16 protein-coding genes are annotated in these 12,478 nt (G+C 67.7%); 8 read left to right on the plus strand and 8 right to left on the minus strand.

Annotated features, from left to right (window positions below; translation table 11 throughout):
• Positions 1-10: 10 nt before the first annotated feature.
• The 5 genes from tgt to L0C60_RS02855 are packed head-to-tail and all read right to left on the minus strand — an operon-like array spanning position 11 to position 3,909.
• Positions 11-1,168, minus strand: a complete 1,158-nt coding sequence (gene tgt, locus L0C60_RS02835) for a tRNA guanosine(34) transglycosylase Tgt (RefSeq protein WP_234507369.1) — start codon at positions 1,166-1,168, stop codon at positions 11-13.
• Entirely contained in the window at positions 1,168-2,379 is a 1,212-nt protein-coding gene (gene ispG / locus L0C60_RS02840) for a flavodoxin-dependent (E)-4-hydroxy-3-methylbut-2-enyl-diphosphate synthase (protein ID WP_418952989.1), read from the minus strand. The genes tgt and ispG overlap by 1 nt, the downstream gene beginning before the upstream one ends.
• A 48-nt stretch (positions 2,380-2,427) precedes the next feature.
• Positions 2,428-3,210 (minus strand): enoyl-ACP reductase FabI, encoded by a 783-nt coding sequence (locus tag L0C60_RS02845; RefSeq protein ID WP_234507365.1) that lies wholly within the window; start codon positions 3,208-3,210, stop codon positions 2,428-2,430.
• A 7-nt stretch (positions 3,211-3,217) separates the two neighbouring features.
• A complete protein-coding gene (locus tag L0C60_RS02850; protein ID WP_234507362.1) occupies positions 3,218-3,646 on the minus strand; it encodes a type II toxin-antitoxin system VapC family toxin in 429 nt (142 codons plus the stop codon).
• Entirely contained in the window at positions 3,643-3,909 is a 267-nt protein-coding gene (locus L0C60_RS02855; protein ID WP_234507360.1) for a type II toxin-antitoxin system Phd/YefM family antitoxin, read from the minus strand. The genes L0C60_RS02850 and L0C60_RS02855 overlap by 4 nt, the downstream gene beginning before the upstream one ends.
• Positions 3,910-3,955: 46 nt before the next feature.
• Between L0C60_RS02855 and L0C60_RS02860 the strand changes: the two genes are divergently transcribed.
• Positions 3,956-4,462 (plus strand): DinB family protein, encoded by a 507-nt coding sequence (locus L0C60_RS02860; protein WP_234507357.1) that lies wholly within the window; start codon positions 3,956-3,958, stop codon positions 4,460-4,462.
• Here L0C60_RS02860 and L0C60_RS02865 read toward each other — a convergent pair.
• Positions 4,441-4,695 carry a glutaredoxin family protein gene (locus L0C60_RS02865; RefSeq protein ID WP_234507356.1) on the minus strand — a complete coding sequence of 85 codons (255 nt, stop codon included), beginning with the start codon at positions 4,693-4,695 and terminating at the stop codon, positions 4,441-4,443. The two genes, L0C60_RS02860 and L0C60_RS02865, sit on opposite strands and share 22 nt — an antisense overlap.
• Positions 4,696-4,754: 59 nt before the next feature.
• Between L0C60_RS02865 and zapE the strand changes: the two genes are divergently transcribed.
• From zapE to fmt, 7 genes are read left to right on the plus strand one after another with little or no spacing between them, the layout of a single operon-like run.
• Positions 4,755-5,726 (plus strand): cell division protein ZapE, encoded by a 972-nt coding sequence (gene zapE / locus L0C60_RS02870; protein ID WP_234507354.1) that lies wholly within the window; start codon positions 4,755-4,757, stop codon positions 5,724-5,726.
• Positions 5,727-5,735: 9 nt separating this feature from the next.
• Positions 5,736-5,987, plus strand: coding sequence for a hypothetical protein (locus L0C60_RS02875; RefSeq protein WP_234507351.1), 252 nt, complete (start codon positions 5,736-5,738; stop codon positions 5,985-5,987).
• On the plus strand, positions 5,987-7,132 hold the full coding sequence (locus L0C60_RS02880; protein WP_234507350.1) for a phosphopentomutase: 1,146 nt from the start codon (positions 5,987-5,989) through the stop codon (positions 7,130-7,132). The genes L0C60_RS02875 and L0C60_RS02880 overlap by 1 nt, the downstream gene beginning before the upstream one ends.
• A 2-nt stretch (positions 7,133-7,134) precedes the next feature.
• Positions 7,135-7,848 (plus strand): diadenylate cyclase CdaA, encoded by a 714-nt coding sequence (gene cdaA, locus L0C60_RS02885; protein WP_234507348.1) that lies wholly within the window; start codon positions 7,135-7,137, stop codon positions 7,846-7,848.
• Complete coding sequence (locus L0C60_RS02890) at positions 7,841-8,656, plus strand: CdaR family protein (protein WP_243092484.1); 816 nt, start codon at positions 7,841-7,843, stop codon at positions 8,654-8,656. Before cdaA ends, L0C60_RS02890 begins: the two co-directional genes overlap by 8 nt.
• A gap of 5 nt (positions 8,657-8,661) precedes the next feature.
• Complete coding sequence (def, locus tag L0C60_RS02895; RefSeq protein WP_243092485.1) at positions 8,662-9,237, plus strand: peptide deformylase; 576 nt, start codon at positions 8,662-8,664, stop codon at positions 9,235-9,237.
• Positions 9,234-10,148, plus strand: a complete 915-nt coding sequence (fmt, locus tag L0C60_RS02900) for a methionyl-tRNA formyltransferase (RefSeq protein WP_243092486.1) — start codon at positions 9,234-9,236, stop codon at positions 10,146-10,148. The genes def and fmt overlap by 4 nt, the downstream gene beginning before the upstream one ends.
• Here the strand turns inward: fmt and L0C60_RS02905 are convergent.
• Positions 10,145-11,818 (minus strand): hypothetical protein, encoded by a 1,674-nt coding sequence (locus tag L0C60_RS02905; RefSeq protein WP_243092487.1) that lies wholly within the window; start codon positions 11,816-11,818, stop codon positions 10,145-10,147. The genes fmt and L0C60_RS02905 overlap by 4 nt on opposite strands.
• The gene (locus L0C60_RS02910; RefSeq protein ID WP_243092488.1) at positions 11,815-12,417 is read right to left on the minus strand and encodes a hypothetical protein; all 603 of its coding nucleotides are present in this window, start codon (positions 12,415-12,417) and stop codon (positions 11,815-11,817) included. The genes L0C60_RS02905 and L0C60_RS02910 overlap by 4 nt, the downstream gene beginning before the upstream one ends.
• Positions 12,418-12,478 lie beyond the last annotated feature (61 nt).

Consider the following 12,478-nt stretch of genomic DNA (forward strand, 5'->3'; position numbering starts at 1 on the left):
GAGGGGCATTCTACCAATGCCCCCCGGCGGCCAAGGCCTCCCGGAACCAGAGGGGCACTTCCTTGCCAAAGCGCCTTTCGGCGAAGGCCCGGGCGAAGTCCCCGTAGGACCCTTTGCGGATGGCCTCCCGCGCGCCTTCCGTGAGGCGGTGGAGGTAGCGGAGGTTGTGCAGGGAAAGGAGAACCCCCCCAAGCATCTCCCCGGCCCGCACCAGGTGGGCGAGGTAGCCCCGGCTAAAGGTCTGGCAGGTGTAGCAGTCGCACCCCTCCTCCAAGGGGCCTTTTTCCTCCAGGAAGCGGGCGTTTTTCAGGTTGAGGCGGCCTTCGGGCACCAGGGCGCTTCCGAAGCGGCCCGTGCGGGTGGGGTAGACGCAGTCAAAGAGGTCTACCCCAAGCCCGATAGCCGCCACCAGGTCCTCCGGGTGGCCTACCCCCATGAGGTAGCGGGGGCGGCCTTCGGGGAGGAGGCGGGTGGAGAGCTCCACCGCGCGGAACATGGCCTCCTTGGGCTCCCCCACCGCCAACCCCCCGATGGCGTAGCCGGGGAGGTCAAAGCGGAGGGTTTCCTCCGTGGAAAGCCGCCTGAGCTCGAGGTCCGTCCCCCCTTGGGCGATGCCGAAGAGGGCCTGGTCCTCCCGGGTTTTGGCCCTTAGGGAGCGCTCCAGCCAGCGCAGGGTACGCTCCAAGGAGTCCTTCAGGTACGCCCGGCTTGCGGGGTAGGGAGGGCACTCGTCAAAGGCCATGACGATGTCCGCCCCCAGGGCTTCCTGGACGGCCAGGCTCCTTTCCGGGGTGAGCCGGATGAGGCTCCCGTCCAGATGGCTCTGGAAGACCACCCCCTCCTCGTCTATGCGCCTTAGGTGCCCCAGGCTCATCACCTGGAAGCCCCCGGAGTCCGTAAGCCATGGCCCCCGCCACCCGGCGAAGCCGTGAAGCCCTCCAAGGGCCCGCACCCGCTCGGGCCCCGGGCGCAGGAGGAGGTGGTAGGTGTTGGCGAGGAGGATCTGGCTCCCAATCTCCTTAAGGTCTCTGGGCAGAAGGCCCTTGACCGAGCCTTGGGTGCCCACGGGCATGAAGAGGGGGGTTTCCACCACCCCGTGGGGCGTGGAAAAACGGGCCACCCGGGCCCGGCCGCTTTGGGCTTCCACGGAAAAGGCGAAGGGCTCCATCAGGCTTTGGGGGCGAAGCGCTCCTTCACGTAGGCTTCCAGGATCTTGAGGAACTCTTGCGCAAGGTTCTCCCCCTTGAGGATGGTGAGGAGCTTGCCGTCGGCGTAGACCGGGGCCTTGGGCTCCTCCCCCGCCCCCGGCAGGGAGATGCCGATGTGGGCGTGCTTGCTCTCCCCGGGGCCATTCACCACGCACCCCATCACCGCCACCTTGAGCCCCTCCACCCCGGGGTAGCGTTTCCGCCACTCGGGAAGCCGTTCCTTGAGGTGGCGGGAAACCTCCTCGGCCAACTCTTGGAAGCGGACGCTGGTGGTGCGGCCGCACCCGGGGCAACTCGTCACCTCGGGGGCGAAGGTCCTGAGGCCCAGGGCCTGGAGGATCTCCTGGGCCACCTCCACCTCCTTGGTGCGGGGTTCGCCGGGAGCGGGGGTGAGGGAGACGCGGATGGTGTCCCCAATCCCCTCCAGGAGGAGGGGGGCCAGGGCGGCGGCTGAGGCCACGATTCCCTTCACCCCCATGCCCGCTTCCGTGAGGCCCAGGTGGAGGGGAGCCTGGGTGCGCCGGGCGAGCTCCCGGTAGACCTGGACCAGGTCAGGGGCCTTGGACACCTTGGCGGAAAGGACGATCTTGTCCTCCCCTAGGCCCATCTCCAAAGCCGCCTCGTAGGCCCGCACCACGCTTTCCACCAGGGCCTCTAGCACCACCTCGTGGGCGCTTTTGGGCTCCGGGCGCCGGGCGTTTTGGTCCATGAGCTCGGTGAGGAGGGCGGGGTCCAGGCTCCCCCAGTTGCCGCCGATGCGGATGGGTTTGCCCAGGTCCAGGGCGATGCGCACCATCTCGGCGAAGTGCTCGTCCTTGTGCCGTCCCCGGCCCAGGGTACCCGGGTTGATGCGGAACTTGTCCAGGGCCTCGGCCATCCGGGGGAACTTCCTGAGGAGGAGGTGGCCGTTATAGTGGAAGTCCCCCACCAAGGGCACGTCTATGCCTTCGGCCAAAAGCCTTTCCTTGATCTCGGGCACCGCCTGGGCGGCGGCCTCGTCGTTCACCGTGAGGCGGACGATCTCGCTCCCCGCCCGGTGAAGCGCTGCCACCTGGCGGAAGGTGGCCTCCACGTCGGCGGTGGGGGTGTTGGTCATGGACTGCACGGCGATAGGGTGGGCGCCCCCTAGGGGGATGCGCCCCACCCAGACCGTGGGGGTGGGCCGTCTCATCCCTCCCATGCTAGCGGAAACAGGCTTGAGCGGTTTGGGGGCCAGGCGCTATTCCAGCTCCATCCCCATGATGTGGTACCCGGCGTCCACGTAGACCACCTCCCCCGTGATGCCGCTTGCCAGGGGGGAGAGGAGGAAAAGCCCCAGGTGGCCCACCTCCTCCTGGGTGACGTTCCGCTTGAGGGGGGCGGTCTGGGCCACCCGGTCGTACATCTTGGTGAAGCCGGGGATGCTCCTTGCCGCCACGGTGCGCACGGGGCCGGCGGAGATGGCGTTTACCCGCACCCCCTTGGGGCCAAGCTCGTAGGCCAGGTAGCGCACGCTCGCCTCCAGGGCGGCCTTGGCGATGGCCATGACGTTGTACTTGGGCACCACCTTCTCGCTGGCGTAGTAGGTGAGGGTGACGATGCTCCCGCCCTCCTGGAGAAGGGGTTCCGCCCGCTTCGCCACCGCCACCAGGGAGTAGGCGGAAACCTCCAGGGCCAGGAGCCAGTCCTGCCGCCGGGTGTCCAGATACCGCCCCTCCATGGCCTCCCGGGGGGCGAAGGCGATGGCGTGGACCAGGTAGTCTAGGCTTCCCCAGGCCTCCTTTAGGCCGGCGAAGAGGGCGTCCAGCTCGGCGTCTTGGGTCACGTCCGCCTGGAAGAGGAGGGCCCCGCCCAGGGCCTCGGCGAGCTTTTCCGCCTCGGTCCGAAGCCGTTCCCCTTGGTAGCTTAGAGCCACCTCGGCCCCCGCTTGCCTTAGCTTTTCGGCGATGGCGTAGCCCAGGCTCCGCTGGTTGGTAACCCCCATGACCAGGGCCCTTTTGCCGGAAAGGTCCAGGGTGAGCATGGGGGGATTATACCCCTTGGAGGACAGGAAAACCCTCTTGGGCGGCGGCTTGGGCGAGGCGCAGGTCCAAGGTGACAAGGGGCAAAGGGGTGGGTACGTTGCTCGCCACCACGCAAAGGGCTGCGAGCTGAAGGGCGTCCAGGGTTCGTAGGGGGTAAGCCTGGAGAAGGCGTATAGCTTCCTTGCGCACCCCTTCTGTGGGCAGGACCTCGTGCCAGGCGTTTTTAAGACGCCGCAAACGCTTCCGCGCCAGGGTGTAGTCCCTTTCCCCTAAGGCTCCTTGGCGCCTACGCCGGTTTAGGGCCGATAGCGCCTCCACCTCGGAAAGCCAGAACACCAACATCTCCCCGTCTTCGGCGAGAAGGCGCTTCGCCCATTGCGAAGAGGCTTCCTGCACCAAGAGGGGGACGATGGCCGAGGTATCCCAGAACCTCACCCCTCCTCCCTTTCTTCCAAAAGGGCCTCGAGCACGCTCTGCTGGCTAGAGGGAAGGGGAAGGTCTTCTAGTTGGGCTTTTCCCTTTCCCCGGCGTAGGAGTCCCCGCTCTTCTAGGCGGAAGAGCGCCCCTTTGGGGGTTTCCGGGACCAGGCGGGCCACGGTTACCCCCTGGTCCAGGATAAGAACCTCCTCCCCGGCTTGGACCTCTTTGAGGAGCTCCTCTAGCCGGCTTTGCGCTTCCTGCAGGGAAACCGCCCGCACGGGTCTATCCTACCCCAATCGGAAGGATCCGTGTTAGGATCAGGCTATGCCCCTGGAAGCCTACGGCACGTGGGAAGAGGCCTTAGCCCGGCTTGGGGAAAGCCGCAAGGCCCTCCTGGCCCTCCTCCAGGAGGCGGAGGCCTCCTGGCTCGTCACGCCCCTTAGGGTGGGGGCCTGGACCCCCCTCATGGTGGCGGAGCACATCGCCTTGGTGGAGGAGTCCACCGCTCGGGTGCTCCGGCGGCTAAGGCGCCTGGCGGCGGGGGAAAGCCTTCCCCCGGTGCCCTTCGTCCCCGGGGAGTACAAGGACGGCAAGCCTCAGGCCCCCGAGGGGGTGAGGCCCAAGGGGGGGTTATCCCTGGAGGAGGTGCTGGACCTCCTCCAACGGGCCCGGGGCTTCCTCCTGGAGGAGGCCAAGAAGGCCGACCCTCACCACCCCGCCACCTTCCCCCACCCCTTCTTCGGGGAGCTCAACGCCTTGGGCTGGGTGCGGGCCGCCGCCTACCACGAGGCCCACCACCTGAAGGCCCTTCAGGAGGCCTTCTCCCGGTAGCGGGCGTACCAGGCGTTGAGGGCAGCGGGGGATACCCCCCGGATCACCTCCGTCCTGCCGTCCCACTCCAGGACCACCCCGGCGGTGGGGCTTCCCGCAAGTTCCGCCACCTTTTTCGCCGCCTCCTGGTCCTCCCGGGCGTTCACGAAGGTGAAGGGCACGCCCTTTTGCGCCAGGAACATCTTCACGATCTCGCAGGGGCCGCACCCCGGGACGCCGTAGAGCCGCACCATACCCCTATAGGGTAGCAGAGGGCGGGCCCTAGGGGCCACCCTCCCTTACAATCTTCCCTATGCGCCTGGTGGACCGCCACCCCGAGGTGGACCTGGAGGAGCTTCTGAAGAGCTTCGCCCCCCCGCCCCGCTTCCAGAAGGCCACCTTCGCCGCCTACCGCCCCGACCCCCGGTACCCCTCCCAGGCCCTGGCCAAGGAAAGGCTCCGAAGATGGGTGCATGACCGGCCTCGAGGGCTTTTCCGCCCCCGGATGCCGGGGCCCCAGGGGATTTACCTGGACGGGGGCTTCGGGGTGGGGAAGACCCACCTCCTGGTGGCCGCCTACCTCGAGGCCCCCCCGCCCAAGGCCTTCCTCACCTTTGAGGAGCTCACCTACACCCTGGGCCTCATGGGCCTGAGGGAGGGGGCGAGGCGCTTTGCCGGGCTTCGCTACCTCTTCCTGGACGAGTTTGAGCTGGACGACCCCGGCAACGCCCAGATGATCACCCACTTCCTGGCCCTCACCATGGACAGGGGCCTCAGGGTGGCCACCACCTCCAACACCCCACCCGGGGCCTTGGGGGAGGGGCGGTTCAACGCCGAGCAGTTCCGGCACCAGATCCAAAGCCTGGCCAAGCGCTTCGCCGTGGAGCGGATAGAGGGGGAGGACTTCCGCCACCGCGACCCCGAATGCTTCCCGGAGCCCCTCGCCGACGAGGCCCTCCTCGCCCTCTACCGGGAGGACCCCAGGCGGAAAAGCCTGGACGCCTTCCCCGAGCTCCTCGCCCACCTCCGCACCCTCCACCCCATCCGCTACCGCTACCTCTTCCGGGACTTGGATGTGGTCTATATCCAGGGCCTCGCCCCCATCCCCGACCAGAACGACGCCCTGCGCTTCGTGCACTTCGTGGACCAACTCTATAACCTGGGCCTCCCCTTGCGGGCTTCCGGCGTGCCCCTCAAGGAGCTTTTCCCGGAGGGCTACCGCCACGGGCCCTTCGCCAAAAAGTACGGGCGGGCGCTTTCGCGGCTTGCGGAGCTTTTGGGGTAGGATGGGGGTATGGACCTAGCGGAAAGGCTTTCGGAGTTGGCCCAGGCCCTCTCCCAGGCCAGCGCGGCGGTGGGGATCCTCGAGGCCATAGAGGAAGTGGTGGACGAGTACAAGGACGGGGAGCTTTCCCTTAGCGAGGCCATGGAGGAAATCCAGGGCCTTCTGGAGGAGTTCCAGGCGGTGCGGGCTCTCTCCGAGATGACCCCGGAGGAGCTCATGGCCCTGGCGGAGGAGGAGGACGAGGAAGGGCTACGCTCCTGATGAAGGTCACGGCCATCGTTTTGGACTCCGTGGGGCTAGGCTACCTGCCGGACGCCCCAAGCTTTGGGGACGAGGGGGCGGATACCCTGGACCACACGGTTTTGAAAACCGGGATAGCCCTGCCCAACCTTGCCGCCTTGGGCCTGGGCTGGGTGCCGGGGGTGCACACCTTGGAGCGGGCACCCCGGCCCCGGGCCGGGTTTGGCCGCATGCGGGAGGTGAACCCGGGGAAGGACACCACCACCGGGCACTGGGAGTTCGTGGGCATCCACCTGGAAAGGCCCTTCCGCACCTTCCCCGAGGGCTTTCCCGAGGAGCTTTTGCGCGCCTGGGCCGAGCGGATCGGGGTGAAGGGGTGGCTTTTAAACAGGCCTTACTCCGGCACGGAGGCCATCCGCCACCACGGGGAAGCCCACCTGAAGACGGGCTACCCCATCGTCTACACCTCGGCGGACTCCGTCTTCCAGGTGGCGGCCCACGTGGCGGTGGTGCCGCCGGAGGTGCTTTACCAATGGTGCCAGGTGGCCCGGGAGATGCTCGTGGGCGAGTACCAGGTGGCCCGGGTCATCGCCCGGCCCTTCGCCGGGGAGCCGGGAGCCTTCCACCGGTTGGAGGCCTTGCGCAAGGACTTCGCCCTGGAGCCCCCGCGGAACGTCCTGGACGTCCTCAAGGAGGGGGGCCTCGAGGTGGTGGGGGTGGGGAAGATCCCCGATATCTACGCCCACCGGGGCTTTACCCGGGAGGTGAAGACGGCGGACAACGCCGATGGTCTGGAAAAGACCCTCGCCCTCCTGCAAGAGCCCCTTTCCGGCCTCCTCTTCGTCAACCTGGTGGACTTTGATAGCAAGTACGGCCACCGCCGCAACCCCCAAGGCTACGGGGAGGCCTTGGAGGAGGTGGACCGCTTCCTTCCCCGCCTCCTCGAGGCCCTGGGGCCCGAGGACCACCTCTTCCTCGTCTCGGACCACGGGAACGACCCCACCTTCTTCGGCACCGACCACACCCGGGAGTACGGGATGCTCCTTTGGGTGGGGCCGGGGGTGGAGGGGGAGCTGGGCACCCGGGAGACCTTCGCCGACCTCGGGGCCACCTGGGTGAGGCTCTTCGGCCTTTCCTGGGAGGGCCCGGGGACGCCCATCCGCTAGCCATGCCCTTCACCTGGCGCGACCTTCTGGACATCCTCCTGGTGGCCGTGCTCTTCTACTCCCTGGGCCGGCTCATGGCCGGCACCCGGGCCCTAAACCTCGTCCGCGGGGTCCTCGTCTACCTTGGGGTCTGGTTTCTGGCGAGCCTCCTTGGGCTTTCTACCCTGTCTTGGCTCCTGGGAAACGCCGCCACCTTGGGGGCTTTCGCCCTCATCGTGGTCTTCCAACCGGAGCTTAGGGGGCTTTTGGAGCGGCTTGGCCGGGCCCAGGGGCCACGGGCCCCCTCCTTGGCCCTGGAGGAGCTTCTTCTCGGGCTTTCCCGCCTTTCCGAAAGGCGCTACGGGGCCTTGATCGCCCTAGAGCGGCGCACCCCCTTGGGGGAGTACGCCGCCACGGGGGAGATTCTGGAGGCCAGGCTTTCCGCTAGGCTTTTGGAAACCCTCTTCTACCCCGGCACCCCCCTGCACGACGGGGGGGCCATCCTCCGGGGGGACCGGGTCTTCGCCGCCGGGTGCGTCTTCCCCCTTTCCGAGGCGCGGCTTGGCCTGGGCACCCGGCACCGGGCCGCTTTGGGGCTTTCCGAGGTTTCCGACGCCCTGGTCCTGGTGGTGAGCGAGGAGACGGGGGCCATCCGGCTCGCCGAGGGGGGGAGGCTTTCGCCCCCCTTGGCCCTCGAGGCCCTGCGGGAACGGCTCAAGGAGGTTATCCGTGCGTGAGTGGGGCGGCTTCCTCCTGGCGCTTTTGGCGGCCTTAGCCCTTTGGTACTCCTTGCGGGAAAGGGCCCCGGTGGTGGAGCGGGCGGTGAGCGTTCCCTTGCGGGTGGTGGGCCTGGAAGGGGAAAAGGTGGCGGAGGGCGTGCCCAAGGAGGTCCTCCTGCGCCTAAGGGGCCCTGCCCCCCTGGTGGAGGGCACCCCCCTGGTTTCCGCCTACCTGGACCTTTCCGGGGTGGAGGGGGCCTTTGCCCGGGAGGTGCGGGTGGCGGTGCCCCAGGGGGTGGAGGTCCTGGAGGTGCGCCCAGCCCGGGTGGAGGGAAGGGTGGAGGCGGTCCTAAGCCGCACCCTCCCCGTGGAGGTCCTGGCCCAAGGGGCCTGGGTGGAGACCGAACCTGCCTTCGTGGAGGCCAAGGGTCCAAGGAGCCAGGTGGAGGAGGCGGTGGTGGCCCTGGGCTTAGACCTCGGGGGGGAGGAGGTGGCCCTCACCGCCTTCGGCCCGGAGGGCCCCTTGCCGGGGGTGGAGCTCAACCCCAGCCGGGTGCGCCTCGTGGCCCGGGAGGCTCCCCTTTTCCGCAAGGAGGTGCCCTTGGTCTTCCGTCCCCCAGAGGGGCTTCGGGTAGAGGACTATGCCCCCAAAACCATTGCGGTGGTGGGGCCTAGGGAGGCCCTGGAGGGCCTAAAGGAGGTGGAGGCGAGGCCCCAAGGGGGCTTCCGTCCCGGGGTGGTGGAAGGCCCCCTTCTCCTCAACCTCCCCCCTGGGGTCCAGGCGGTGGGCCAGGTTTTGGGAAGCGTGCGGCTTGCGCTACAATAGCTAGGATGATCTACCCCATCCGCCTCTATGGGGACCCCGTGCTGCGCCGCAAGGCCCAGCCCGTGCGGGACTTTTCCCGGGTGAAGAAGCTCGCCGAGGACATGCTGGAAACCATGTTTGACGCCCGGGGGGTGGGCCTTGCCGCCCCGCAGATTGGGCTTTCCGAGCGCCTATTTGTGGCGGTGGAGTACGCCGACGAGCCCGACGAGGAAGAAAGGCCCCTTCGCGACCTGGTGCGCCGGGTCTACGTGGTGGCGAACCCCGTCCTCCTCCACCGGGAGGGGGAGGTGGAGGGCACGGAGGGGTGCCTATCCCTCCCTGGCCTCTACTCCGAGGAGGTGCCCCGGGCGGAGCGCATCCGGGTGGCCTACCAGGACGAGGAGGGCACCCCCCGCACCTTGGAGCTGGAGGGCTACATGGCCCGGGTTTTCCAGCACGAGATGGACCACCTGGACGGGATCCTTTTCTTTGAGCGCCTGCCTCGCCCTAAGCGGGAAGCCTTCTTGGAGGAGAACCGGGCGGAGCTGGCCCGGATGCAGAAGGAGGCCCGGGCGCTCCTTAAGGAGCTTTCCCGGCGATGAGGGTGGCTTTCTTCGGCACCCCGGCGTGGGCGGTGCCGGTGCTGGACGCCCTAAACCGGCACCATCAGGTGGTCCTGGTGGTGACCCAGCCGGACAAACCCCAGGGGCGGGGCCTAAGGCCCACGCCGAGTCCCGTGGCCCAGTACGCCGAGGCCCACGGGCTTCCCCTCCTAAAACCCGAGCGGCTTAAGGGAAACGAGGCCTTTCTAAAGGCTTTCCGGGAGGCTGCCCCCGAGGTGGCGGTCACCGCCGCTTACGGGAAGATCCTGCCCCGGGAGGTCCTCGAGGTCCCCCCCTACGGTTTCCTCAACCTCCACCCCTCCCTCCTCCCCAAGTACCGGGGCCCGGCCCCCGTGCCCTGGGCCCTCATCCGGGGGGAGAAGGAAACGGGGGTGGCCATCATGAAGACGGAAGAGGGGGTGGACACCGGGCCCCTCTACGCCCTCTGGCGCACGGAGATCGCCCCCCACGAGGACGCCCTCACCCTTTCCGAGCGCCTACGGGACAAGGGGATAGAGCTCCTCCTCCGGGTGCTCCAGGACCTCCCCCACCTCACCCCTACGCCCCAAGAGGGCGAGCCCTCCTACGCCCCCCTCCTCACCAAGGAGGAAGGGCGGATCCGCTTTGCGGATAGCGCCCAGGCCATCTACAACCGCCACCGGGGGGTGCAGCCCTGGCCCGGGAGCTACTTCTTCCATGGGGGCAAGCGGGTCAAGGTCCTCGCCCTGCGGCCCGAGCCCGGGGAGGGGGAGCCTGGGGTGGTGCAGGCGGTGGACCGGGAAGGGGTCTTGGTGGGCACCGGGGAGGGACTTATCCGCCTCCTCCAGGTCCAGCCCGAGGGCAAGCGCCCCATGCCCGCCGCCGACTGGGCCCGGGGGTACGGGGTCGTCCCCGGGACCCGGCTCGGCTAGAACTCCTCGTCCCACTCCACGATGGTCTCGCTCGTCAGGGTGGTGGCGGGGCGCTCGGCGGTGCCCGGCACCTCTTCCCCCCGTTCCTTCAGAAGGCCGAACTGGGCGGCGATGCCCCTAAGCCCCGCCCCGGCGAAGGCCACCACCAGGAAGACGGTGAGCCCCCAGGCCAGGTACGGGATGAGGCCCTGACCGATGGAAAGGTTGGCGAGGAAGCCCAGGAAGGGCAGGTTGCCGTAATCGGCCATGACCGAGCCGAAGTAAGAGAGCCCCTCAGCCAAGATGGGCAGGAAGAGGAAAAGGAAAGCCAGGCCCAGGAGGTTCCAGTACACGTTCCGCCCGCCGAAGGTGAGGCGGATAAGGTAAAGGGGAAAGAGGCTTAGGGCAGCTGCCAGGAGGAAGAAAACGGCCCGAGGAACCCCCGCCGTTTGGGCCAGGAGAAGCTTCAGAAAGAGCCAGGGGTTTTGGCTGGGACCCTGGCTAAAAGTTCGCTTTAGCTCTTCCAGGGCTTCGTATACCACCAGGGCGTCTAGGGCGCGGATACCCGTTGCCCCTGAGAGGTGGACCAAGGTGCGGGAAACCTGGTCGGTAAGGGTGGGGTGGATTACGGCGAAGACGGGCTCGAGGTCGGCGCGGAACCGCCACAGTGCGCGGTCTAAGTGGTACCTTCCCTCGGCGAGGTTGCCCCGCCCCAAGGTAGCGATGGCGAGACCCACCTCTGCTTGCACTTGGTTTAGGGCTTCCAACAGTTCAAAGTTGTAGTTGTAGCCCAAGGTGTAGGCTTGGCGGCGCACCGCCTCCGCTGTAGCCCGGTCCATCCAAGGGGGAGTATAGAAGGTCTCCACCGAGGAGCTTGCTGGGGACGTTTCCGCAGGCGGAGTAGGGGAGGGTTGGGGAGGACGGGAGGGTGGGGCGGATGGGCTCGGGGAAGGTGGGTTTTGGGCAGGAGGGGGGGTGGTTTGCGTGCGAGGGATAGCGGCCAGGAGGGCCTTGCGCCAGGCGGCCACCTGGTTCAAAAGCCGCTCCACCTCGGGGCGGAACGCTTCCCCGGCAGAAACCTTGGCCAAAGCCTGGATGAAGTCCTGGGCCTTCAGGGTGCTTTGCGGGCTATCCTGGACCACCAAAAAGCGGGCGTAGGCCCGGGCCAGGGCCAGGTAAGCCTCGGGTCTCGAGGCCGCCCCCAAGGCCTTGCTTAGATCCTCGGCCATCGCCTGGAGGAAAAGGGCCTCGAGGCGGCGCCTGGCCTCCTCGGCCCCCAAGCCTTGGACCCCTTGGAGGAGGGAGGGGGATAGGCCCGTGGCGCGCGCCAGGCGGCTTAGGTAGGCGGGCTTATCCTGGGCTCCCGCCTGGAAGAAGCCGTCGTAAAGCGCCTTGCCCATGAGGTGGCGGACGAGGAGGAGGCGGGCTTCTAGATCGGCCCGGCTTTTCTGCACCACCGCCTGCCGTAGGCCCTCGAGGTTATTCAAAATGGCGTCCCGGATCACGGAAGGAAGGCCCTCCGCCTCCTGGCGCAAGAGGCTTTGCGCCCGGTCCAAGGCGGCCAGGGCCTGGGTGGGGTTGGCGAGGCCCACCTGGGCCAGGGCTTCCTCCAGGCGGTCGTACGCCTGGGGCAGGGGAGCGGCTAGGGCCGGAAGGACAAGGGCCAGAACCAGGGAAAGCCATCCTCTCATCCGCTGACCTCCCTAAAGGGTACAAGCCGCCTAAGGGCGTGGAGCAGGCGGCCGATGTTGGTGTCCTTGCGGGCCAGAAGGCCCACGTACCCGAGGCTTAAGGGCCTTAGGGCCACCAGGTTTTCCTGGAGGAGGGCGTAGAAAACCCCGTAGCCTTGGCGGGCGAGGAGGTGATGAACGAGGTCCAAAGGGATGGGCTCCCCGGCGAAAAGCTCCTCCTTGCCGCCTTTGCCGGCCACCACCACCCCCAGCACCCCCTCCAGGCGGGCAAGCCGCCTCGCCAGGTGCTCCCGGGCGGCGGGGTTCTCGAGGTCCACCACCTCCTCCAAGAGGGCTTCCTCTTCCTCGGTTTCCTCGTCTTCCCCTTGGACCTCCTGGAGGGCGAGTTGTTTTAGTTCCCGCACCAAAGCCTTAAGCTCAGGAGGCATCTCGCGAAAGGGGAGAAGGCGGCCAAGCTCGGGCCAAAGGTTCGCCTCAATGAGCCGCGCCCACTCCCCTGGCGTGGCGGGTTTCCTGGGACCTAGGGCCCGGGCGAGTAGGTTCTCCGCGGCCAGGGGCGAGATATACCGGCTCAGGATTTGTAAAAGGCTTTCCTCCATAGGCATCAGGGGCTTGCCAATCCGCCCTTTAGAGTGTACCATAACGTCTGCCCGAGGGATC

Source organism: Thermus hydrothermalis, from assembly GCF_022760925.1.
GTDB classification, from domain to species: domain Bacteria; phylum Deinococcota; class Deinococci; order Deinococcales; family Thermaceae; genus Thermus; species Thermus hydrothermalis.

Bases quoted from the DNA above. Each gene is read 5' to 3' on its own strand.
- tgt (WP_234507369.1), bottom strand. From the start codon at position 1,168: ATGGAGCCCTTCGCCTTTTCCGTGGAAGCCCAAAGCGGCCGGGCCCGG.
- ispG (WP_418952989.1), bottom strand. From the start codon at position 2,379: ATGAGACGGCCCACCCCCACGGTCTGGGTGGGGCGCATCCCCCTAGGG.
- L0C60_RS02845 (WP_234507365.1), bottom strand. From the start codon at position 3,210: ATGCTCACCCTGGACCTTTCCGGCAAAAGGGCCCTGGTCATGGGGGTT.
- L0C60_RS02860 (WP_234507357.1), top strand. From the start codon at position 3,956: ATGCCCCTGGAAGCCTACGGCACGTGGGAAGAGGCCTTAGCCCGGCTT.
- L0C60_RS02865 (WP_234507356.1), bottom strand. From the start codon at position 4,695: ATGGTGCGGCTCTACGGCGTCCCGGGGTGCGGCCCCTGCGAGATCGTG.
- zapE (WP_234507354.1), top strand. From the start codon at position 4,755: ATGCGCCTGGTGGACCGCCACCCCGAGGTGGACCTGGAGGAGCTTCTG.
- L0C60_RS02875 (WP_234507351.1), top strand. From the start codon at position 5,736: ATGGACCTAGCGGAAAGGCTTTCGGAGTTGGCCCAGGCCCTCTCCCAG.
- L0C60_RS02880 (WP_234507350.1), top strand. From the start codon at position 5,987: ATGAAGGTCACGGCCATCGTTTTGGACTCCGTGGGGCTAGGCTACCTG.
- cdaA (WP_234507348.1), top strand. From the start codon at position 7,135: ATGCCCTTCACCTGGCGCGACCTTCTGGACATCCTCCTGGTGGCCGTG.
- def (WP_243092485.1), top strand. From the start codon at position 8,662: ATGATCTACCCCATCCGCCTCTATGGGGACCCCGTGCTGCGCCGCAAG.
- fmt (WP_243092486.1), top strand. From the start codon at position 9,234: ATGAGGGTGGCTTTCTTCGGCACCCCGGCGTGGGCGGTGCCGGTGCTG.
- L0C60_RS02905 (WP_243092487.1), bottom strand. From the start codon at position 11,818: ATGAGAGGATGGCTTTCCCTGGTTCTGGCCCTTGTCCTTCCGGCCCTA.
- L0C60_RS02910 (WP_243092488.1), bottom strand. From the start codon at position 12,417: ATGGAGGAAAGCCTTTTACAAATCCTGAGCCGGTATATCTCGCCCCTG.